This is a genomic window from Methanobrevibacter sp. 87.7 (assembly GCF_002208625.1).
Classification (GTDB): Archaea; Methanobacteriota; Methanobacteria; order Methanobacteriales; family Methanobacteriaceae; genus Methanarmilla.
Window position 1 is genome coordinate 1 of sequence record NZ_MRCT01000010.1, and the last position, 21387, is coordinate 21387.

A 21387-nucleotide genomic window follows, 5' to 3' on the forward strand; every position below is an offset into this window, starting at 1 on the left:
TATTTAAATATTATATTATTATATATTAAAATAGGTCTTATATTGGAGATTATGAGTAATTACCACCTAACCACCACCCAATTACTTATTTTTCTTAAATATGGGACCTATATTTTTTATTCTAATTGTTAAATCTCTTATTTTAAGCTTTCTATAAATTAAATAGATAACTGTAAAACTTGTTTATAAAAATTGAACTGTTTTTATTTTATTAAACAAACTTTTTTTTAGATTATATTAATGAATTTTTAAATTCTTTAATTTTTCAATTGATAAAAAGAATATCCTAGTTTTATTATTAAGAAAAATTATTTTTAAACTATAAATATCAAATAATATAATTTAATAAGTAAATTTAACAATCTATTAAACAAAAATAGAAAAATTATATAAATGATTTATAATTTGATAAGAAATAATGGTTTAAAATATCATTATATACGAATTATACTAATTTTATAAAATTAATTATTAAATTTTTTAATAATTAGTTTATTTTAAAAATTAAGAAAAATAGATTATTAAAAATTAAATAAAAAATACAAATAATATAATTGAAAATAAGCTTAAAAATAAATAAAGATATAAGAATAAGATTAATTTAATTAATCTTTATTTACTAATTTTGCATTTTTAATAATATATGTTCCATTATCGAAATGCCAATCTACATCAGCATCTAAAATTTCAATCCTTTTATTGAAAATTGGACCATCAAGTACAAATGTTTCTGCTTCTCCACCTTCAAATGCAAGGTTTATTGGTACTTTTTCACTTTTCTTTTTCAAATCAGAAATAAGATCTTTAGTTACATGTCTTCCAAGATAATCTTCAGTAAGACCATATGCAAATACACCACATATAATAACATCAAATCCACAATCAATAATATGATTCATATATTCTTCTTCATCTACATGCCAATATGGTGATACTATTTTTAATCCAACTTCATTACCTAATTTTTCAATTCTAGACTTTTGGTAAGTTGAATATAATGCTCCAGTATATACTGCTTCAATTCCTTCATTTTTAAGTCTTTTAAATTGAATTTTTAAATCATCAAGTTCTTTTTCTTTAATTCCTTCAGTTTCAGCTGTAATTAATGGTATATTAACAGCTTCAGAAATTAATTCTGTTAAATCAATATTTGGTACATGAAACATATATGATGAGGAGTTTTTACTTTTCATTGAAAGAAGGTATTTTACATCATCTCCATTTTCTATTGCATTATATAATGCCATTGTACTGTCTTTACCACCTGAAAAAAGTATTGCAGATTTCATATTTTTCACTTTAATTATTTCATATTAATTTTATTTTCTTTAAATTTTAATTTTAAATAGTAATTTAATTTTATTATATTTAAATTATTTTTAGAACTAGTTTTAAGTAGTTAATTAATTTTATCATGTTTTAATAATTTTAGAACTAGTTTTAAGTAGTTATTTAGTTATATGATATTTTAATAATTTTTATAATTAATTTAAATAGTTATTTACTTAAATATTATTTTAATTATTAACCTTAAATATTTTAAAAACACTAAAAGTTAACATCATTATATATTCTTAAGAAGAAATCAGCTAATGATTTAACATCTAAACGATTGTGTCTTACAATTGGTACTAATGGACCAATATTTTTTCTTGATACATAATCCTCATAATATGATGGTATATATTGACCTGGAACATCATTAAACCTTTCAAAACCACATATATAAGATTCAACTGTTGGAAGTTTACAATTTTCTAATTTATTCTTATACATCTTCCTTGTATAATATAATAAATCATAATTTATATGTTTATTATAGTTTATTCCAAAGTAATCTGCTCTATTTTTAATATATGGTATATCAAAACTATTTCCATTATAACTTACATGTATTGAATCATCATCAAGATTTGATAAATATGCATCTATTATTGCTGCTTCTTCAAGTCCATCTCTTTGAAGATATTGTTTTACTGTAATTTTATTATTTTTAATACTTGCAATACCTATTAATATTATTGGAACATTTGATAATCCTAAAGTTTCAATATCCATGAATTTATAGTTTTCAATATCCGTATATCCTGCACACATCATTGGATTTGAATCTTTAAATTTTCCATAATTTTTTAAATAGGTATACATCTTATTAAATTCATTATTTTCAATTGTTTTAATAATAGAATTTACTTCATCTTCATATTTATCTATTTTTCCTAATTCATATAAATCAATTATTCCATTATTTTTTAGTTTTTCTTCTTTTACAGGACCAATACCTGAGACTAATTTAAGATTTTTTATTAATTGATCTTCTATGTTATTTTCTTTTAAATTAAATTTAATATCATATGAATTTTTAATTTCTATTGTGTTTCCATAATCTGTGTTAATCTCTTTTACTCCTTTAAAATCTGTGAAATCATAGTTAGCATATCTATCAATTAATTCTTCTTTAAAATCCTTATAATATTGTCTTGAATTTAAATAACTTTTATTGTATGTTTCTTTTGATGGTGTTTCGCTTGATAATGATTTTGAAAGGAGTTTTTCTAAAATTTCATTATTATTTGATATTTTATCCCCTTTAAGAATATGATGATTTTAATTAATTAAATTTATTATATAATTGAATGAATTTCTATTATACTATTTTAATAATACTCTATTATTAAATTATTTAACTTATTAAATATATAATTAAATATAATATTTAATAAATATTAAGAAGGTATAATAATGGACATTGAATATAAGGTTTATACAATTAAAAACACAATTATTGGTGATATAAGTATTGTATTTAATAATGAAGAAAAAGATTATATTAAAAGGATTTTCTTATCTAATCCAGATTTAAGTTCTGAAACCTTAGCATTTAATGTCTATGATGAACTTGAAGTAGCATCTGATGATGATTTAACAGATTACCTTAAGAAATTAGTAAGTGATATTAAAGCATATCTTAATGGTGAAGATGTTGAATTTAAATTAGATAATTTAGATTTAAATAATTTAACTAAATTTCAGTATAATGTGTTAATGGCTGAATATCATACACATAAAAATGAAGTTAATACTTATAAAGATCTTGCTAAACTTGCTGGAAGTCCTAAAGCATATAGGGCAGTAGGTAATGTATTAGCTAAAAATCCATTTCCAATCATTATTCCATGTCATAGAACAGTTAAATCAGATAATAGTATTGGTGGATTTAATGGTTTCCAAGCAGGTATTAAATCTAAAGCTATTTTGCTTAAACTTGATGGAGTTTATGTTGATGAGCGTAAAGTTGTAAGTAAAAGTCCGATAATATCAAAGGATGAAAATCAAACTAAATTTAATATAGAAGTTGTTTTAAAACCAATCTAAATATAAATCAAATGTCTAATTAATACCTTAAATATAGTGATAAAATGAAATGGAAAACCGCAACTATTATGAGTATAATATTGTATTTTCTTGTATATATCTGTTCAAATATAACTAATGGTGCTATTAATGTAGATTTGCCTATATTTAAAACATATATGCCAGTATGGGTAATATTTTGGTCTTTAGTATTTGGAATTATATATATTAGAGGATTACCAGATAATGAACTTGCAGAAGGCCTAGTTCTTGGTGTTTACTTCATAATAATATCTATGATATTGGATATCTTTAAATCTACATTTATAAGTCATATTCCATTTACAGAATATGTTTGTAAAATAGCATATATTTACTTATTCTATCCAATAATAACTACTAGTTTAGGATATATGGCTAGTTTTGAAGTACAATTATAGTATTATCTTTATTTAATTTAAATAAAGATTTAATACTTATTTTAAAATTTAAAAATCTAATTTTTACTATAAAAAAATAATTATAATGATAATATGAAAAAAATAGCTATAATATATGGTTTTATCTCTTGGATTGTTGCAATTACATTAATATTAATGTCACATAATTCAAATCCTTATATATTTAATATATTACTTGATTTAATTTTAACTGTTCTTGCTCTTATTATTGGTATTAATTATCTTAAAGGTTTTAATAGTAATTATCTTAATGAAGCAGCAGTTTTAAGTGTATTTATATTTGTAATTAATGTATGTCTTGATCAAATTTATTATAATATGGTTGGTTTGCCAATGAATATTATTGAGTATATGTTAAATGTTGGTTTTATCTATCTTTTATATCCAATTATAATTTGTACTCTCGGATTTTTATTTGATAATATTGATACAATAATTAAGAATATACCTGAATAAACTTAATTTTATTTTTTTTTTACAATACTTATTAATTTTAAAAAATTATTTTTAATTACAAATTGTAACTTTAAAATAATTAGCTTTATATAAAAGAAAAATAAAGTATTTAATATACTAAGTTACTAATTCATTTAAATTTTTATTTAAATAAATAGTAATAGATTTAAAATAATCAAATAACTAATTAAAAATTAGTAAATGGAGGATAATATGCCAAATCACAATCAACATCATGGTAATCCTAATATGGATCCTGAAGAGCAAAAAGCTAGAATTCAACAAGAAATGAATATAGCAAAAAATATGTCTCAAATAAAACATAAAATTGTTGTTATGAGTGGAAAAGGTGGAGTAGGTAAATCTACTGTAGCTGCAAATATTGCAGAATCTTTTGCTAAAAAAGGATATAAAACTGGAATACTTGATGTAGATATTCATGGACCAAACATACCAAAATTATTCAGTAGAGAAGGTTCCCAATTAAGTATATCTGAAGATAATAAAATTTTACCAGTAATCTCAAATGATGGTGTTGAAATCATTTCAATGGGATTCTTACTTGGTACACAAGATACACCAGTTATATGGAGAGGACCACAAAAAACTGGAGTAATTAGACAATTTATATCTGATGTTAAATGGGGTAATCTTGATGTATTAATTATTGATAACCCACCTGGAACTGGAGATGAACCTTTAACAGTGCTTCAAACTATTCCTGAAGCAGATGCTGTTGTTATGGTAACTACACCAAATTCATTATCACAAGAAGATGTTCTTAAATGTGTAAAAATGGCTAAAAAAATGAATATTAAACAAATTGGTCTTGTAGAAAACATGGCATATTTAACATGTCCACATTGTGGTGAAAAATTAAATGTATTTGGTAAAAGTGAAGGTTCAAACTTTGCTGAATTAATGGATATTGACTTCTTAGGACAACTTCCACTTACTGAGAAAGTTGCAGATGCTGTTAATGAAGATACAATTAACACAGAACAAGATCCAAAAAGTCCAATATCTAAAGAATTTAATTCAATTACTGAAAATATTATTAAAGACTACTTTAAAGATGAATAAAAATATATATTTTTATTCTAATCTTTTTTTACTATTTTTATATTAACTTAATAAGATTTTTAAATATTATTTTAAAATTTTTATAAGTATTAAATTATTATAATCTATTTTTAATAAATGTTAATTTTTAATTCTAAAATTAATTAATAAGATTTTATATATAAGATAAAATATATAAGATAACAATGTTTTATTTTTTAACTAATATTAGTTATATTTAAATTAAACAAGAAACTTTTTTACTAAATAGCTAAAAAGAATTAATAGCTTTTTACATATTAAAATAAAAAAATATGAAATAATTACTTAAATATAAAGTATTTTTAGAAGGTATTTTTAATGGAAAAATATGATATTATTTATATTGGTAGTGGAAATGCTGCATGGCAAGGTGGTAGATTCCTATCAGATGCAGGATGGAAAGTTTTAATTATTGAAAAAGGATTATATGGTGGTGCATGTGCTAATTATGGATGTAATTCTAAAATCTTACTTGATGCACCATATGAATTATCAGTTGCAATTAAAAGATATGAAGGTATTGGTAAAAAAGGAGATTTTACAGTTGATTGGCCAAGTTTAATGGAATTTAAAGAAAAAAGAATTGCAAATTTACCTAAATTCTTAGAAGGCAAGTTTAAAGAATATAATCTTGATGTTGCAAATGGTGAAGGTGTTCTTCTTGATAATCATAGAGTCCAAGTAGGTGATGATATCTATTATGGTGATAAAATTGTAATAGCTACAGGTCTCCATCCATTTATACCTGATATTCCAGGTAAAGAATTTATCTGTGATAGTACTGACTTTTTAAATATTAAAGAACTTCCAGAGAAAACAATAATTTTAGGTGCAGGTTTTGTATCTTTAGAGTTTGCTTCTATACTTGCAGAGGCAGGTAAAAGTGTAGATATTTTAGTACGTTCTGATAAAGTACTTAGACATTTCTATCAACCATATGTTAAAAAAATTATTAAAATACTTGAAGATGAAAATGTAAATTTCCATTATAATCAAGAGGCTATTGAGGTATCTAAAAATCAAGATAAATTTGAAGTAAAAACTAATAATGGATTAGATTTAACTGGAGATTATGTACTTGGGGCTCTTGGAAGAATAGCTAATATAGAAAATATTGGACTTGAAAATGCAGGTGTAAAAGCATCTGAAAATGGTATTCCTGTTAATGGTCATATGCAGACTAATGTTGAAAATATATATGCAACAGGTGATGTTGCAGATACCAATCAAGCAAAATTAGTTACTGTAGCTATTTATCAATCTAAATATTTAGCAAAATATCTTTTAGGAGAAACTACTGAGGATATATCTTATCCTGTTGTTCCTGCAGTTGTATTTACTTTACCAAGAATAGCTACTGTTGGTGTTCAAGCTTCATATGCTTTAGAACATCCTGATGAATATGAGGTTCATAGGATTGAGTATGGTAAATCTTATTCAATTGAACTTAGAAATGATAATACTGCAGAATGTACTGTTGTTACTGATAAAGATAAAAACATTCTTGGTGCTGAAGTTTATAGTCCTGAAGCTGAAAATCTTATAAACATGTTTACTTTTATTATTAGTAAGAAAATAACTTTAAAAGAGCTTGATGAAATGATTTATGCATTTCCATCTAGTAGTTCTGTAGCTTTATATAAATTACATAATATTCATTATAATATTGGTTATAGAAAAGACAATTAGATTATGGTGATATTTTCATCATATTCTACTATTTTTAATTATATTAAATCAAAATAAGTAGCTATATTTCTACATGTAAATAAGTAACTATTTTTACATTAATATCAAAATAAGTAGATTATTACGTTGATATCAAAACTTATAAATTAAATAGCTATATATTAATTTTTTAAAAAATACTATTTTTATTAAGATCTTATTGAATATTTAAATTATATAACTATTTAAACTTAAAAATAGCTAGAATTTTTGAATTTTTTAAATATTAGATTTTAAATATTTTTATAAAAAATTAAAATTATTATATTAACTTGATTAATTTATTACTAAGTAAAATGATTATATTAAAGATTTATGAAAGAATTTTATATTAAAATTACAATATATTAAGTATAAAAAGGTTTATATAAAATAAAAAAATTATATATTATATAGACCAGTCGTTATAATTTAAGATTTTTATTATGAATAAAAAAAATAACAATAAAGAGAAAATTTTAAATGCTGCAACAATACTATTCCAAGAGAAAGGATATTATGGAACTGGTCTTAATGAAATTCTAAGAAAAAGTAATTGTCCTAAAGGCTCATTATATTACTATTTTCCAAATGGTAAAGAGGAATTAGCTATTGAAAGCATTAAAATAACTAAAGATTTTGTTGAAAAAAGAATTCGAACAAGATTAGGAAAAATAGAAGATCCTAGTAAATCTTTAGAAAAATTAGTTAATGAAATGACAGAAGATTTTAATAAAGATGCAGATAATATTGAATCATTTCAAAGTAATAAAAAAATATCAATAAACTTAATAGCTCTAGAAACATCTAAAACTAATGAAAATATAAGACAAGCATGTGAAGAAGCATATCACACATGGGAAAAAGCTTATTATGATAAGTTCCTTGAAAGTGGTATGGAAGATGCTAAAGCAAAAAAATTATCTAAAATCGTTGAAACATTAATAGAAGGTGCAATAATTATGTCTACAACAAATAAAGATGATAGATATATATCTAATATTGCTAAAATATTACCTAAATTATTTGAAGAATAATTTAATAAAATGCCTTAATTAAATTATTTAAAGATAATTGTCTATTAATAAAGATTCAATTTATGTAAAAGTCATTAAACACTTAGATTAATTAAATATCTGAAATTTACAAATTTAAGTCCTAGCATAATCTAAATTCTAAATATAATAATTTATATTAGATATAATTAATCTAAATCAAATAGAATCTGAATTTACTAATTATATATCAATACTAAATTTAATAGGTTTAATTATAGTCTTATAATTATTAAACCTCTATAAAATCTATAATTAAATCTAAATTACAAATTAATAAAAAATAATAAAATTAATTAACACCCTCGAATTTTATTAAAATTAATTCATTAAACCTTAAAAACCACTTTTTCTTAATTTATATTAAATAGAGAATATCTTAATATTTGAATTCTATTAAATAGTTGTTAAATTAACTAATAGCTATTATTTATTATTTTTTTTTAAAAAATTAACTTATAAAATATATAATTTATGCTTAATTTTAAATTAAATTATATTTATTTAATATGATTTATCCTTTAAATTTTAATTAAATTATATATATATTTAATATGATCTATCCTTTAAATTAAATAGCTATTATTAACTATTAATATAGATTAAAAATTATGGTGAAAGATAAAAATGGAAAATAATATGTTTAAAATGGAGAAAGGAAAACTCATCATTGCTATATTAATTATTGGTGGATTCTTTTCAATGTTAAATGAAACAGCATTAAACGTTGCATTTCCACATATTATGATAGAATATGGAATTACAGCTGGAACAGTTCAATGGCTTACTACAGCATATGTTCTTGTATCTGGAATTGTATTTTTAATGACTGCATTTTTGATTAAAAAGTATACAACAAGAAAATTATTTTTAAGTGCAATGATTTTAATGATTATTGGAACAATTGTTTCAATTATATCAACAAGCTTTATAACTTTATTAATTGGAAGGATTATACAGGCACTAGGTACTGGTATTATTGTACCACTTGTATTTAACAGTGTAATGTATATTACAATACCACAGAAAAGAGGATTGATGATGGGTATTGTATCCCTTGTTGTATTATCAGCACCAATATTTGCTCCAGTACTTATGGGACTAGTAATGGAGGTTACAGATTGGCATGCATACTTCTTATTAATGTTAGTATTATTTATAATATCAGCATTAATTGCAAGTAGAAAACTAGAGAACATTACAGAAACAAAACCTGCAAAATTAGATATAATATCATTAATACTTGCAGCAATTGGATGTACTTTAGTTATATATGGTTTTAGTAATCTTGGAGAAGAAGCATTAGTAAATGTAATTATAACTTTAATTGTAGGTATAGTTATAATTGGATTATTTGCTTATCGTCAATTACATATAGATCATCCACTATTAGGTATACATGTATTTAAAGATAAACTATTTACAATAGGTGTACTTACAAATCTTGGAAATATTATGGTTATATTTGGTATTGTTATACTTATACCAATGTATCTTGAAACTGCAATTCATACAAGTTCACTTACAGCAAGTCTTGTAATGTTACCAGGAACAGTAATTGGAAGTATATTACCTATAATATCTGGTCATATCTATGATGAACATGGTCCAAGAATAGTAATATGTACAGGTATTGGGATAATGGTAATATCCACCTTTGCATTAACTACCCTTAGTTTAAATACAGGATTCCTATTACTTGGTTTAATAATATGTGGATTCTATTTAGGTTCTGGTTTATCATTATCACCTAATCAAACAAACACATTAGGTAACTTAAAATCAGAAGATTATGCTTCCGGTTCAGCTATTTTAACATCAACCCAACAAATAGGTGGAGCTGTTGGATCCTCATTATTTACAAGTTTTATGACAATTGGTCAAAATAGATATTTAAGTACTATTGCAAATCCAAGTGGAATACAACATACAATAGCTCTAGTTAAAGGTGTTAATTTTTCATTTTTAATTGCTGGAATATTTTTAGCTGTAATATTCGTACTTAAATTATTCCTTAAACAGAATAAAGAATATAATTCCTCATAGACCTATATTACACTATAAATTAAGAATATAAATTTAAATCTTAATATATTTACTTAATTTAATTAATAATTAGGAATATAAATTTTAATTTCTTATAGACTTAATAATAATAATTAAGAATATAAATTTTATATTCTTTTAACTTTTTTTAAACTAAATTTATAATTATTTTATTTAAATTTTAAACAATTTAAGATATAAACTAAATCTAACTATTTTAATTATTAAATTCTTAAATAATAAGATAATATTTTTTAAAAAATAATATATTTCTATAAATATAGAATAGTCTTTAATTATACAAACATTCAACTTATTTTGAAAATTTTGAAAAAAACTTAATATATGTATAAAAAATATTCAAAATGTTTATATATTTATAAACTATATATAAAAAATATAAGTTAAAAGGGGGTGAAAAGATATGAAATTTAAAAAGAATAAAATTATATATACAATTATAATTATTATATGTATTTTTTTATTAATTAATTCTGTTTCTGCAGAAGATAATAATAGCACAGATATAAACAATAATATAAGTTCTTCTGATAATAGCTCATCTTTAACAGATTTTAAAGATGAAATTGATAATTCTCAAGATACTGTATACTTAAATAAAGATTACCAATACACAGATAAAAAAGATGATAATATTGACCAGATAAATATTGATAAAAATATTAATGGTAATGGTCATAAAATCGATGGAAAAAATAAAAGTATAAATTTCTATGTTTCAAACAATATTATACTTAGTAATATCCAATTTGTTAATTTTTCACCAGATTATCAACTTTTTAGATCTTCAAGTGGAACTAATCTAAGTTTTATAAATTGTTCCTTTTATAATAATAATGTTAATTGGGCAAGTATAGCAGAAATAAATAACGGTAATTTATTTGTTAATAATTCTAAATTTTATTTAAATAAAGGGGATTCTCAAAAGTAATGGAGGAATTTTCTATTTAAGTGATTCTAATTATACAATAATAAATTCTTTAATTTCAAATTATTCTTCAGGTTTAGGTAATATTTATACATATAATTCCAATGGTTTTATAGATAACTCTACTTTTATTAACAATAATGGTAGCTACTATGGTGGTGTTTTTAACTTAGATAATTCTAATTTAACAATTAATAACTCAGTATTTATAAATAATTATGCAGAATATGGTGCATCTATTTTTTCTAGTTACTCAAATTTAACAATTAATAATTCTACATTTATTAATGAATCATCTGTTTATGGTGGAAATTTATGTTTAGGTGGTGGAAATACCTCATTATATAATATAAAATTTATTAATAATAGTGCAAAAGAACTTGGAGGTTCAATATTTAATAATGGGGATTTAAATATATTTAATTCATCATTTGTAAATAGTTTTGATTCAAATAACCATACTATAGTCTATTATCCACGTAATAATATTAATGTTAATAATAGTATTTACAAAGAAAACTCATTATATATGTTAAATAATATTACATATTCAAAAGGAGAAAAATATACTAATAATCCTTTATCTGATGGATTTTATGGTTTTTGTATAGAAGGTTTTAATCATAATCCGATTCATAATAGTTCATTTTATGAATATGACTTTGATATATTAAGAAACCATATTAATCATGAATATATTGGAGATTACCTAAAAATATTCCTTTACAAATATGATTACTTAATAAATACTACAGATGAATTTATATTTGCTAATTATATTTTGGCAATTTACTGATTATGACTATTGGAATTCAGATGATCCATATATTAAAGATGTAATTGATTTATATAATAAAGGATTTAGAGTTGCAAATAATGGTACTGTACTAAAAATCAATGAAACTACATATAAAGTTTTTGAATTTAAAACCTTAGTAAGTCCTGAAGTTCAAAATCTATTTGCATATAAAACTAGATTAATTAATATTAATGATTTAAAATATAATTTTACTATAAATAAAATTAGTTTAACACCTAAAGTCTATCTTGGTAATCAAACATTATTTAAGATAATTGTTAAAAATACATGTAATTTTGCTTTATATAATGTTTATGTTACTGAACTTGATTTTGATGATTTAATCTATGATAGCTGGAAACTAGAAAACGGTAACTGGATTAGTATATATGAAAATAATTTAAATAAATGGAAACTTAAAGAACCATTAAATCCTAATGAAAATGCAAGTTTTATTATTAATTTTAATACTACAAGTACTGGTAATAAAACAAACACAATAATTTCTGGTTCTGATAATACTAATCAAACAGAAACATATAATAAAACTGAAGTTATTAATAACAATACTGAAGATAATAATAAAACAGATAATAATACTGAAACTAAAGACAATAAAACAAATAAACATTATGAACCAAAACAAACTAATACTTATCAATTAAATAATACTATAAATAAAGTCGATAGAACATTAAATACAGGAAATCCTTTATTAATATTGATATTTTCTTTAATTCTATTGGTAATTGCTAGTTATAAAGGTAAAAATTAAGAATATTTATTTATATTCTTAATTTTATTTTTTTTAAATAATTTAAATTCTTAAATTAGTAGTTATTAATTTTATAGTTATTGTTTATATAGACTAATTTTACTATATATTAAACACTAATTTTACCATAAATTAAACTAAATTATTATACATATACTAATTTTACCATAAATTAAACTAAATTAATAATTGTTTATATTAAACTAATTTTATTATAAAATCTAATTTTACTAAACTATTTAATACAATAACTTAGAATATCAATAGACTATTAATAAATAGCTTAAGATTAAAATTTATTAAACTAATAAAAATACTATTTTAAAAAAAACTAATTTTAATAAAACTTGAAAATTAAACTAAAAAAAACTAGAATACTAATTTTAATAAAACTTGAGAATTAAACTAAAAAATCAAATTATAAATTTTAATAAACTTAAAAACTAAATTAAATCATAATAATAAATTAAAAACTTATTTTAACAATCTATTTTATTTTAGATAATTATAAATAATTTTAAAAATAGACTAAAATTAATTAATAAAAGAAACTATCTTTACTTATCTAAAGAATAGACTAAAATTAATTATTAAAACAAAATATCTTTACTTATCTAAAGTGATAAAATGAAAAAAATAATAGAAACATTATTTATGACAGTAGGTACAGGAGTAGATCCTAATTCAGATACAGAGGGATGTAAAAGATTAGCAAAAGGAATATATACTTCACTACATAAAATCTATCCAAATTATATAGTATTTTTCACACCAGAATTATCTAAAGACATTATAAAATATATTAAAGAATTATTTATAGAAGATGATGATGATTTTATAGAAGGTGAAGATTATGAAATAGTTATTATAGATCAAATTGATAACTTTAATAACTGTTTTGAAACCTTTGAATCTAAAATATGGGAATTAGATATTCTATCTAAAGATAAACATGAAATAATTATGGATTATACCTATGGAACTAAAACAATGTCTGCTGCAATGGCATGTTGTGGTATGTTTTATTCAAAAAATCTTATTACAGTAAGTGGAGATAGAACAAATGGTATTGTATCAGTAGGTACAGGTTCAATCCAATATCAAAATCTCTATAAAATATATGATAAATTTTTTATTATGAAAGCAAGAAGCTATTTTAATAATAATCGTTTCTACACTGCAGGAGAAATAATAGAAAATATTGTTGATACAAAATTAAAGATGATTTAAAAGTAAATTTAAAAGCACTTGGTACTATAGTAAGATCTCAACATGAAAATCTAAAAAACTGTTATATACTTGCAAGTTTAATTAATAATTCAATAAGAAGAGCAAATGAATATAAATATGATGATGCTATAGCAAGATTATATAGATGTTTTGAATTAATTGCACAAATAAGACTTAATTCACGTTATAAACTTAATAGTTCAGATATAGATACTAAAATACTATTAGATAAAGGAGTAAATAATGAGTTTATTGAAAATCTTGAAAAAACAAGAGAAAATAATAAAATAAGAATAGGTTTAATTAAAGACTTTGAATTATTAGCAGAACTTGATGATGATCTTGGTAAATACTTTATAAAAAATAGAGATAGAATTAATGATTTAACTTATAAAAGAAATAATTCAATCCTTGCTCATGGCCTTAAATCCTTAAATAATACTGATTTTAATAAATTTTTAGAACTTGTAGAAAATCTTGCATATAAATTAGATAAAGATATGGCTAAATTCTTAAAAGAAACTACATTGCTAAATTTGATTTAAAAATTAAAATAAATATGTTTTAAATTCTTAAATTAATAAGCTTTATTATTTAAATGTGTTATAATTATTAATTTAGATTAATAAGCTTTATTATTTAAATGTGTTATAATTATTAATTTAGATTAATAAGTTTTTAAATCTTATAATCTTTAATCATTATTTTGGAATATCAATTTTAATAATAGGCTTTTGAATACCAGAATCATCAAAAAACATAACATCCTCATATTCAACATAATCAAAAAGATATGAATATTCTGGATTAGCAACAACCCATTTAGCAAAATAAGTAATAGCAAATAGAAATTTATCTTTACTTTTTTTTAATCCATCACGATAAGCTTTAGCTTTTTTTTGAATAAATCTAGTTTATCTTTCTTTTTAAGATATTCTCTATCTTGATGACCAAGATATACACAAGGTGGAACTACTCCATCAGTAAACTTATTTAACTCTTCTTCATGTTCTTCTGCTAAATCATTACGTAATTTTATTCTATTATCCATTAAATCATCAATGATATTTTGAATCATAACTTCTTTTCCATATACTTTTATTAATCTACGAAAAATATCTTCATCAACCATAAAATCAATCCATAATTATTTTTTTATTTTAATAATATAATACTCAACTTATTTTATAAATTTAATTTTATAATTTAATAATAAAATTCCTAAATTTATTTTATAAATATATTCTTTAATTTAATATTAAAATACTCAAACTTATTTTATCTTAACTAAACTTTATTTGAATAAAAAACCTCTTAAAATTCTTAAATCTTTTAAAAAAATTAGTATTTTATTCAAATATTTTAAAAAAAATAGTATTTTTATTCATATTAAAAATATAAGATAGTTTTTTTATATTTTTACGAATGTTCTATTATAATAAATTAATTCAGATAAATACGAATATATACATAGATTTATATATATTTATACATATATATAGTGCTATTAAGTTTTTAACTTAATAATAATTACATAGTTAATCGTTTATATATAAAGTTATTTTATTAAAAATTTTATAATAAACTTAGTTTTTTTATGTAATTATATAAAATATATGGAGGTGAAGAAATATGGTAAAAAAGAAAATAGTATTTTTAATAAGTATTATACTCTTAATAAGCATTTCTTTAACTACTATTTCTGCAACAGATAATATTGATGATGAAGAAATCCAAACATTAAATAATATTAATAATCTTGACTTAAATAACAATGAAGTCCAAAGATTAAACTCAAATTCTTCATCAAATAATATTAAAAATTTTAATTCAGATAATAATGATGTCCAAGCATTAAATAATCTTAATGATATTGATTCAAATAATATTCAAACATTAAATAATGCTGATTCAAATAATGTTTTAAAAGATTCTGAAGGAAGTTTTAGTGACTTACAAAAATTAATTGATTTAAATGATGATGGGACTATTAATTTAGATAAGGATTACACTTACTCTCCTAATGATAATCTTCCAGAGGGAATAGTTATTGATGGAAAAACATTAACAATAAATGGAAATGGTCATACATTAAATGGATTAAAACTATCAAGAATATTTAATATATTAAACTCTAATGTAAGGTTAAATGATTTAAACTTCATTAATGCTTACAGTGAAAATGAAGGTGGAGCAATATACTCTGAAGCTAGTACAATAATTCCACATTCTCTGATAACCAAGGAAATGATGGAGGATGTGTTTATTTAGAAAATTGTGTTGGTGATAATAGTATTACTAATTCAAAATTTATTAATTCACATTCAACTGATGATGGTGGAGCAATATATATTGATCTTGATGATAATGCAAATTTACTAATTGAAAATTGTACCTTTAACAATCTAAGTTCTGAAGATGATGGTGGTGCAGGATACATATATCCTTATGGTGATAATGTTAATGTAAAAGTAAATAACTGTAATTTTAACAACATCACTTCTGGATATTATGCTGGTGGATTATACATTGATTTTTCTTCTTTAAATGGTTCATTTGAGTTAAATAATTCAAGTTTTAATAACTCTAAATCTCCACGTCAAGGAGGATCAATATACCTAAATATCAATGAAGATAATGCAGATATAAAAGTTAATAATTGTAATTTTAACAATACAAACTCTGAAAAAGATGGTGGTGGAATATATTTAACTATAGATGAAGGTAATGTGAATGTAAAAGTTAATAATTGTAGTTTTAATAATCTAAGTTCTGGAGATGAGGGTGGTGCAATATATACAGATTTTTCTTCAGCAGATTATTTATTTGAATTAGATAATTGTAATTTTAACAATACTAAATCTAAATATGATGGAGGAGCAATATACTTTAAAAGTGAATTTAGGGTTGATAAAGGAAAAAAATTAATTGTAAATAATTCTAATTTCACTAATTCTATAGCATATATTGATGGAGGAGCAATCCAGAATAAGGCTTATACAAATTTAACAGTGAATAATTCTAACTTCATTAACTGTACATCTAATAAACATGGTGGTGCAATATGTCATGAACCATATATTGAAGACGTACCATTAACTATTGTTAATTCTACATTTATTAATAATACTGCAAAAGAAAAGGATGGAGGAGCAATTTATATATCTGATGAAGATACAGCTCATATCTATAATTCAAGCTTTATTAATAATACTGCAAAAGAAGGTAATGGTGGAGCAATTACATTAGCTTGTCAATATATTAATGGCTCTATTGTAGATGGTTGTTTATTTATTAATAATACTGCATCTAAAGCTGGTGCTGTTTATGTTATGGGACTTACTAATATTACCCATTGTGCTATTATAGATAATCCTGATAATAATGGACAAGATATTAGTTCTGGAGATTATCATTATATTGATAATAACAATCTTGCTTACAATTGGTGGGGATCTAATAAAGATCCTAAAGACAGATATTCTGGTAATATAACTAATCATAATTGGGTTTTAATGACCTTTATTAGTAATGAAACCACTATGTTTGCAGGTAATACATATAACTTAACTGCCGGTTTAACTAAATTTACTGATGGTGAAAATATCAGTGATTATACTAGTTACTTACCAATACGTAATGTTACTTTCACTGCAAATACAGGTGTATTTAATCCAGTTACTGGTGAATTAGTAAATAATAAATTAAATACTTTATATTCTAATAGTACTACAAATAATACTATATATGCTACTATTGATCATCAAACATTAGAATTACCTATGTATATAGCAAATATGTCACTAAATATTAACACAAATGCAAGTACTGTTAATTTAGGAGATACTGTTCCACATATAATTGAAATCAATAATACCTGTGATTATAATCTTACTGGTTTACATTTTGTTGAAAATATACCTGATGGTTTAATTTTTAATAATTTTATAGGTAATGATTGGTATAAAGTAGGTAATGTTTTCTATTATAATAAAACCTTAGAGCCTAATCAAACTGCTACTATTACATTATTCTTTAAAACTACAAAAGAAGGTAATATAAATACAGTTGTTGTTAGCTCTAATGAAATTAAAAATATTAATTGTACTTCATCAATAACTGTAATTAATAACCAAACAAATCAGACAAACCAAACAAATCAAACTGACAATAATAAAACAGGTAATAATACTGATAATAATAATAGTAATAATAGTAATAATAGTAATAATAGTTCATTTGTTAATAATATAGATTCTAATAAAGCTCCTTTCCTCAAGTAAAGTACTTTACCTAAATTCATAATGTTCTAATATAATAGAACTAAAAATTTCATGAAAATAAAATTTAATAAAAATAAATTAGCTATTTAAACCTTCAATAAAACTATTAAAATATTAAACTAAATAAGTAAAATAGATAAAAAATATAAACTTTAAAAATAAATAATATAATGGTAATTAAAATTAAATTTCTTAAAACTAGAGGAGTAAAATGAATATATTAATTGATGGTTCTGGGGCATTAAGTATTGCACTAGGAGGATCACTTTTATCACAAGGAGTAAATGTATTATTTTATGCAAGTCATAGAACTAAAAAAGCTATGGAAAATGGTATAAAAAGACTTGGATTATTTGAAAATCTAAGTTTTTCAAGAGAAGAATTTGAAGTCTACACTGATTATAAAGATATTCCAAGAAAATCCATAGACTATGTTTTTATAACAAGTAAAACAACAGCAAATGATGATATTAGTTCTAAACTTAATGAAAATAGAGATATACTTAAAGATGATGGATATATACTTATTTTCCAGAATGGTTTTGGAAACGATGAACCATATCTTAGATATTTTCCAAGTAATAAAGTTTTTTGTGCACGTGTAATTACTGGTTTTAAAAGGCCAGAATTAAATGTTAGTGAAATTACAGTATACACTGAACCAATTGAACTTGGAACATTACAAGATGGGGATATAAATGTTCTAAAACCTATTGCTGAAATCATTACAAAATCAGGTATACCTTGTAATGTAACTGATAATGTAGCTAAATTTTTATGGGCTAAAATGTTATATAATTGTGCATTAAATCCTCTTGGAGCTATTTTAGGAGTTAATTATGGAAAATTAACTGAAAATCAATATACAATTAGTATAATGAATCGTGTAATTGATGAAATTTTTAATGTTATTAAAAAAGCAGGCTATACTATAGACTGGGATAATTCATCAGATTATAAAGATTTATTTTATTCAAAATTAGTTCCAGATACATATGAACATGTTTCATCTACATCACAAGATATTGAAAAGAAAATAAAAACAGAAATTGATTCTTTAAATGGTAAAGTCATAAGACTCGGTAAAGAATATGGAGTAGATGTTACAGTGAATAAAGTATTATACAATATGATTAAGGCCATTGAATCTGATTTTTAAGATAAAATTTTAATATACATATATAAACTTTTTATAAGTAGAGTATACTATAATTTTTAACTTAAAATATTTTTAGCTATTTAATGATTAAAATAGAGTCTAAATACTTTTATTTAATAGCTATTTAGAGTTATGAATAGTTTATGTAATTATATCAATTAAAGCTACTATAAACTAATAAAAGTAGTTTATATTATAAATATCTGCTACAAATAGCTTATAATTATAAAAAAATAATGGTATTTATAAATCATTAAAAATATAACAGAGTTATAAAAAAATAACAGTATTTAAAATTGTAAATCATTAAAAATATAACAGAGTTATAAAAAAACTAATAAGAGTTTATAATTTACTAGTTAAAAGTTTAGTATTATACTTAAATAAATTTAAATATTATTTAATAAAATAAAGGTTAAAGAATGACAGAGAAAACTAATCAATGGAATAGTACATTAGGGTTTTTACTTGCTATGATTGGTTCTGCAGTTGGTTTAGGTAATATTTGGCGTTTCCCATATATTGCATATACAAATGGTGGAGGTACTTTCCTTATACCATATATAGTTGCAATTTTATGTATGGGAGCACCATTTATATTTATTGAATATGGTGCAGGATACAAGTTCAAAGCAGGATTAAGTAAAACACTAAGAACAATTAATAAAAAATATGAATATATTGCATGGACAATACAAATGGTTCCATTTCTTATATTATCATATTATACATGTATTATAGGATGGAACTTAATATACCTTATTTTAAGTTTCTTTAAAGGATGGGGTACAGATACAAATACTTTCTTTACACATACTTTACTTCAAACTTCAAATAATCCATTAGGAATATTACATATTGTATTACCAATATTTATTGCAGTAGCAGTATCATGGTTTATAATATGGTTTGTTTCACATAAAAACCTAAATGATGGTGTTGAAACAGTATGTAAAATTGTAATACCATTACTCTTTGTATTAATGGCTGGAATTGTAATATACTCATTAACATTACCTGGAGCATTTAAAGGAGTTAGTGCATTATTTACTCCAGAATGGTCTCAACTTACAAACTTCAATATATGGCTTGCAGCATTTGGACAAATTGTATTCTCATTAAGTCTAGGTCTATGTATAATGTTTACATATGCAAGTTATTTACCTGATGATATTAATCTTGTAAAAAATGGTCTTACAGTAGCATTTACAAATAGTGGATTTGAAGTATTTACTGCAATTGGAATGTTCAGTATACTTGGATTTATGAGTCTTGTAAGTAATGTTCCAATAGATCAAGTAGTAACTAATGGTGCAGGTTTAGCATTTGTAGTATTACCAAGTGTATTTAACACAATGGGTACAGTTGGATATATAATAGGACCATTATTCTTTATATGTCTATTCTTTGCAGGTTTCACATCAGCAATTGCACTTGTAGAACCATTAAATTCATCAATAAGTGAAAAATTCAATTTATCACGTAAAAAAACAGTTAGTATGATTTGTCTTGTTGGATTCTTAATATCTATATTATTTACAACAACTTATGGTTCATCACTTCTTACATACTTCGATGGATTCTTAAACCAATTTGGTTTACTTTTAACTGTAATTATTGAATGTATAATATTTGGTTGGATCTATGGCCTTGATAAATTATTAGATGCAATTAATAGTGGTTCTAACTTTAAATTAGGTAAAATCTGGAAATTCATGATTAAATACTTCATACCAATTATTGTTGGAATAATGTGGATAAGAGGTAATTATACCTCATTTACAAGTTCAGATAGTATGCAAGTATTAATACAATTTATATTACTTGTAGTTCTATTTATTGTACCAGTAATATTCTATAAGCTTCCATCAAAAGTTAAAAATTATTAAATTAATTTTTAACTACTTTTTTTATTTAAAAAAATTAGAAAAAAATAATAAATTTTTAAAATAATATTTTAAATATTAAAATTTTAAATTTTATTAAATCTTAATAAATGTGTATTACTT

Annotated in this window: 20 protein-coding genes; 16 read left to right on the forward strand and 4 right to left on the reverse strand. The window is 22.2% G+C overall.

Annotated elements, in window-relative coordinates; genetic code table 11:
- Nucleotides 1–605: 605 nt before the first annotated feature.
- Both BGI41_RS00980 and BGI41_RS00985 read right to left on the reverse strand, forming a co-directional pair.
- Nucleotides 606–1289 carry a TIGR00289 family protein gene (locus BGI41_RS00980; protein WP_088538387.1) on the reverse strand — a complete coding sequence of 228 codons (684 nt, stop codon included), beginning with the start codon at nucleotides 1287–1289 and terminating at the stop codon, nucleotides 606–608.
- Between the two features lie 259 nt (nucleotides 1290–1548).
- Nucleotides 1549–2148: a ribonuclease H-like domain-containing protein gene (locus tag BGI41_RS00985; RefSeq protein WP_088538388.1), complete on the reverse strand. Its 600-nt coding sequence runs from the start codon at nucleotides 2146–2148 to the stop codon at nucleotides 1549–1551.
- Nucleotides 2149–2742: 594 nt separating this feature from the next.
- Between BGI41_RS00985 and BGI41_RS00990 the strand changes: the two genes are divergently transcribed.
- The 12 genes from BGI41_RS00990 to BGI41_RS08745 all read left to right on the forward strand — a co-directional run bounded on the left by BGI41_RS00990 (nucleotide 2743) and on the right by BGI41_RS08745 (nucleotide 14481).
- Complete coding sequence (locus BGI41_RS00990) at nucleotides 2743–3375, forward strand: methylated-DNA--[protein]-cysteine S-methyltransferase (protein WP_088538389.1); 633 nt, start codon at nucleotides 2743–2745, stop codon at nucleotides 3373–3375.
- A 44-nt stretch (nucleotides 3376–3419) separates the two neighbouring features.
- Nucleotides 3420–3794 (forward strand): hypothetical protein, encoded by a 375-nt coding sequence (locus tag BGI41_RS00995; protein WP_088538390.1) that lies wholly within the window; start codon nucleotides 3420–3422, stop codon nucleotides 3792–3794.
- A 93-nt stretch (nucleotides 3795–3887) separates the two neighbouring features.
- A complete protein-coding gene (locus tag BGI41_RS01000; RefSeq protein WP_088538391.1) occupies nucleotides 3888–4271 on the forward strand; it encodes a hypothetical protein in 384 nt (127 codons plus the stop codon).
- Nucleotides 4272–4484: 213 nt separating this feature from the next.
- Nucleotides 4485–5354, forward strand: a complete 870-nt coding sequence (locus BGI41_RS01005) for an Mrp/NBP35 family ATP-binding protein (protein ID WP_088538392.1) — start codon at nucleotides 4485–4487, stop codon at nucleotides 5352–5354.
- 339 nt (nucleotides 5355–5693) lie between these two features.
- A complete protein-coding gene (locus BGI41_RS01010; RefSeq protein WP_088538393.1) occupies nucleotides 5694–7064 on the forward strand; it encodes an NAD(P)/FAD-dependent oxidoreductase in 1371 nt (456 codons plus the stop codon).
- A 464-nt stretch (nucleotides 7065–7528) separates the two neighbouring features.
- Nucleotides 7529–8119: a TetR/AcrR family transcriptional regulator gene (locus BGI41_RS01015; protein ID WP_088538394.1), complete on the forward strand. Its 591-nt coding sequence runs from the start codon at nucleotides 7529–7531 to the stop codon at nucleotides 8117–8119.
- Between the two features lie 645 nt (nucleotides 8120–8764).
- Nucleotides 8765–10183 (forward strand): DHA2 family efflux MFS transporter permease subunit, encoded by a 1419-nt coding sequence (locus BGI41_RS01020; protein WP_088538395.1) that lies wholly within the window; start codon nucleotides 8765–8767, stop codon nucleotides 10181–10183.
- Nucleotides 10184–10607: 424 nt separating this feature from the next.
- Complete coding sequence (locus BGI41_RS01025; RefSeq protein ID WP_088538396.1) at nucleotides 10608–11135, forward strand: hypothetical protein; 528 nt, start codon at nucleotides 10608–10610, stop codon at nucleotides 11133–11135.
- 526 nt (nucleotides 11136–11661) lie between these two features.
- Nucleotides 11662–11928: a hypothetical protein gene (locus BGI41_RS01030; RefSeq protein ID WP_088538397.1), complete on the forward strand. Its 267-nt coding sequence runs from the start codon at nucleotides 11662–11664 to the stop codon at nucleotides 11926–11928.
- Nucleotides 11900–12706 (forward strand): hypothetical protein, encoded by an 807-nt coding sequence (locus BGI41_RS01035; protein WP_088538398.1) that lies wholly within the window; start codon nucleotides 11900–11902, stop codon nucleotides 12704–12706. The genes BGI41_RS01030 and BGI41_RS01035 overlap by 29 nt, the downstream gene beginning before the upstream one ends.
- A 627-nt stretch (nucleotides 12707–13333) precedes the next feature.
- Nucleotides 13334–13936, forward strand: a complete 603-nt coding sequence (locus BGI41_RS01040; protein ID WP_088538399.1) for a hypothetical protein — start codon at nucleotides 13334–13336, stop codon at nucleotides 13934–13936.
- A gap of 26 nt (nucleotides 13937–13962) precedes the next feature.
- Nucleotides 13963–14481, forward strand: coding sequence for a TIGR02710 family CRISPR-associated CARF protein (locus BGI41_RS08745; RefSeq protein ID WP_369829826.1), 519 nt, complete (start codon nucleotides 13963–13965; stop codon nucleotides 14479–14481).
- A 323-nt stretch (nucleotides 14482–14804) separates the two neighbouring features.
- Here the strand turns inward: BGI41_RS08745 and BGI41_RS01050 are convergent, their stop codons facing one another.
- Nucleotides 14805–15014, reverse strand: a complete 210-nt coding sequence (locus tag BGI41_RS01050; RefSeq protein WP_143744749.1) for a hypothetical protein — start codon at nucleotides 15012–15014, stop codon at nucleotides 14805–14807.
- A gap of 554 nt (nucleotides 15015–15568) precedes the next feature.
- Between BGI41_RS01050 and BGI41_RS01055 the strand changes: the two genes are divergently transcribed.
- A complete protein-coding gene (locus BGI41_RS01055) occupies nucleotides 15569–16207 on the forward strand; it encodes a hypothetical protein (RefSeq protein WP_088538401.1) in 639 nt (212 codons plus the stop codon).
- On the opposite strand, the gene BGI41_RS08360 is transcribed toward BGI41_RS01055, so the two are convergent.
- Nucleotides 16200–16376 carry a hypothetical protein gene (locus BGI41_RS08360; protein ID WP_158211955.1) on the reverse strand — a complete coding sequence of 59 codons (177 nt, stop codon included), beginning with the start codon at nucleotides 16374–16376 and terminating at the stop codon, nucleotides 16200–16202. The two genes, BGI41_RS01055 and BGI41_RS08360, sit on opposite strands and share 8 nt — an antisense overlap.
- A gap of 289 nt (nucleotides 16377–16665) precedes the next feature.
- On the opposite strand from BGI41_RS08360, the gene BGI41_RS01060 reads away from it, so the two are divergent.
- The 3 genes from BGI41_RS01060 (at nucleotide 16666) to BGI41_RS01070 (ending at nucleotide 21267) form a co-directional block, all read left to right on the forward strand.
- Complete coding sequence (locus BGI41_RS01060) at nucleotides 16666–18219, forward strand: hypothetical protein (protein WP_088538402.1); 1554 nt, start codon at nucleotides 16666–16668, stop codon at nucleotides 18217–18219.
- A gap of 211 nt (nucleotides 18220–18430) precedes the next feature.
- The gene (locus BGI41_RS01065) at nucleotides 18431–19378 is read left to right on the forward strand and encodes a ketopantoate reductase family protein (protein ID WP_088538403.1); all 948 of its coding nucleotides are present in this window, start codon (nucleotides 18431–18433) and stop codon (nucleotides 19376–19378) included.
- 422 nt (nucleotides 19379–19800) lie between these two features.
- Nucleotides 19801–21267: a sodium-dependent transporter gene (locus BGI41_RS01070; RefSeq protein ID WP_088538404.1), complete on the forward strand. Its 1467-nt coding sequence runs from the start codon at nucleotides 19801–19803 to the stop codon at nucleotides 21265–21267.
- The last annotated feature ends 120 nt before the right edge of the window (nucleotides 21268–21387 follow it).

What these genes read in the sequence shown, in the direction of transcription:
- BGI41_RS00980 (WP_088538387.1), bottom strand. Translation starts at nt 1,289, where the DNA reads ATGAAATCTGCAATACTTTTTTCAGGTGGTAAAGACAGTACAATGGCA.
- BGI41_RS00985 (WP_088538388.1), bottom strand. Translation starts at nt 2,148, where the DNA reads ATGTATACCTATTTAAAAAATTATGGAAAATTTAAAGATTCAAATCCA.
- BGI41_RS00990 (WP_088538389.1), top strand. Translation starts at nt 2,743, where the DNA reads ATGGACATTGAATATAAGGTTTATACAATTAAAAACACAATTATTGGT.
- BGI41_RS00995 (WP_088538390.1), top strand. Translation starts at nt 3,420, where the DNA reads ATGAAATGGAAAACCGCAACTATTATGAGTATAATATTGTATTTTCTT.
- BGI41_RS01000 (WP_088538391.1), top strand. Translation starts at nt 3,888, where the DNA reads ATGAAAAAAATAGCTATAATATATGGTTTTATCTCTTGGATTGTTGCA.
- BGI41_RS01005 (WP_088538392.1), top strand. Translation starts at nt 4,485, where the DNA reads ATGCCAAATCACAATCAACATCATGGTAATCCTAATATGGATCCTGAA.
- BGI41_RS01010 (WP_088538393.1), top strand. Translation starts at nt 5,694, where the DNA reads ATGGAAAAATATGATATTATTTATATTGGTAGTGGAAATGCTGCATGG.
- BGI41_RS01015 (WP_088538394.1), top strand. Translation starts at nt 7,529, where the DNA reads ATGAATAAAAAAAATAACAATAAAGAGAAAATTTTAAATGCTGCAACA.
- BGI41_RS01020 (WP_088538395.1), top strand. Translation starts at nt 8,765, where the DNA reads ATGGAAAATAATATGTTTAAAATGGAGAAAGGAAAACTCATCATTGCT.
- BGI41_RS01025 (WP_088538396.1), top strand. Translation starts at nt 10,608, where the DNA reads ATGAAATTTAAAAAGAATAAAATTATATATACAATTATAATTATTATA.
- BGI41_RS01030 (WP_088538397.1), top strand. Translation starts at nt 11,662, where the DNA reads ATGTTAAATAATATTACATATTCAAAAGGAGAAAAATATACTAATAAT.
- BGI41_RS01040 (WP_088538399.1), top strand. Translation starts at nt 13,334, where the DNA reads ATGAAAAAAATAATAGAAACATTATTTATGACAGTAGGTACAGGAGTA.
- BGI41_RS01050 (WP_143744749.1), bottom strand. Translation starts at nt 15,014, where the DNA reads ATGATTCAAAATATCATTGATGATTTAATGGATAATAGAATAAAATTA.
- BGI41_RS01055 (WP_088538401.1), top strand. Translation starts at nt 15,569, where the DNA reads ATGGTAAAAAAGAAAATAGTATTTTTAATAAGTATTATACTCTTAATA.
- BGI41_RS08360 (WP_158211955.1), bottom strand. Translation starts at nt 16,376, where the DNA reads ATGTATCCTGCACCACCATCATCTTCAGAACTTAGATTGTTAAAGGTA.
- BGI41_RS01065 (WP_088538403.1), top strand. Translation starts at nt 18,431, where the DNA reads ATGAATATATTAATTGATGGTTCTGGGGCATTAAGTATTGCACTAGGA.
- BGI41_RS01070 (WP_088538404.1), top strand. Translation starts at nt 19,801, where the DNA reads ATGACAGAGAAAACTAATCAATGGAATAGTACATTAGGGTTTTTACTT.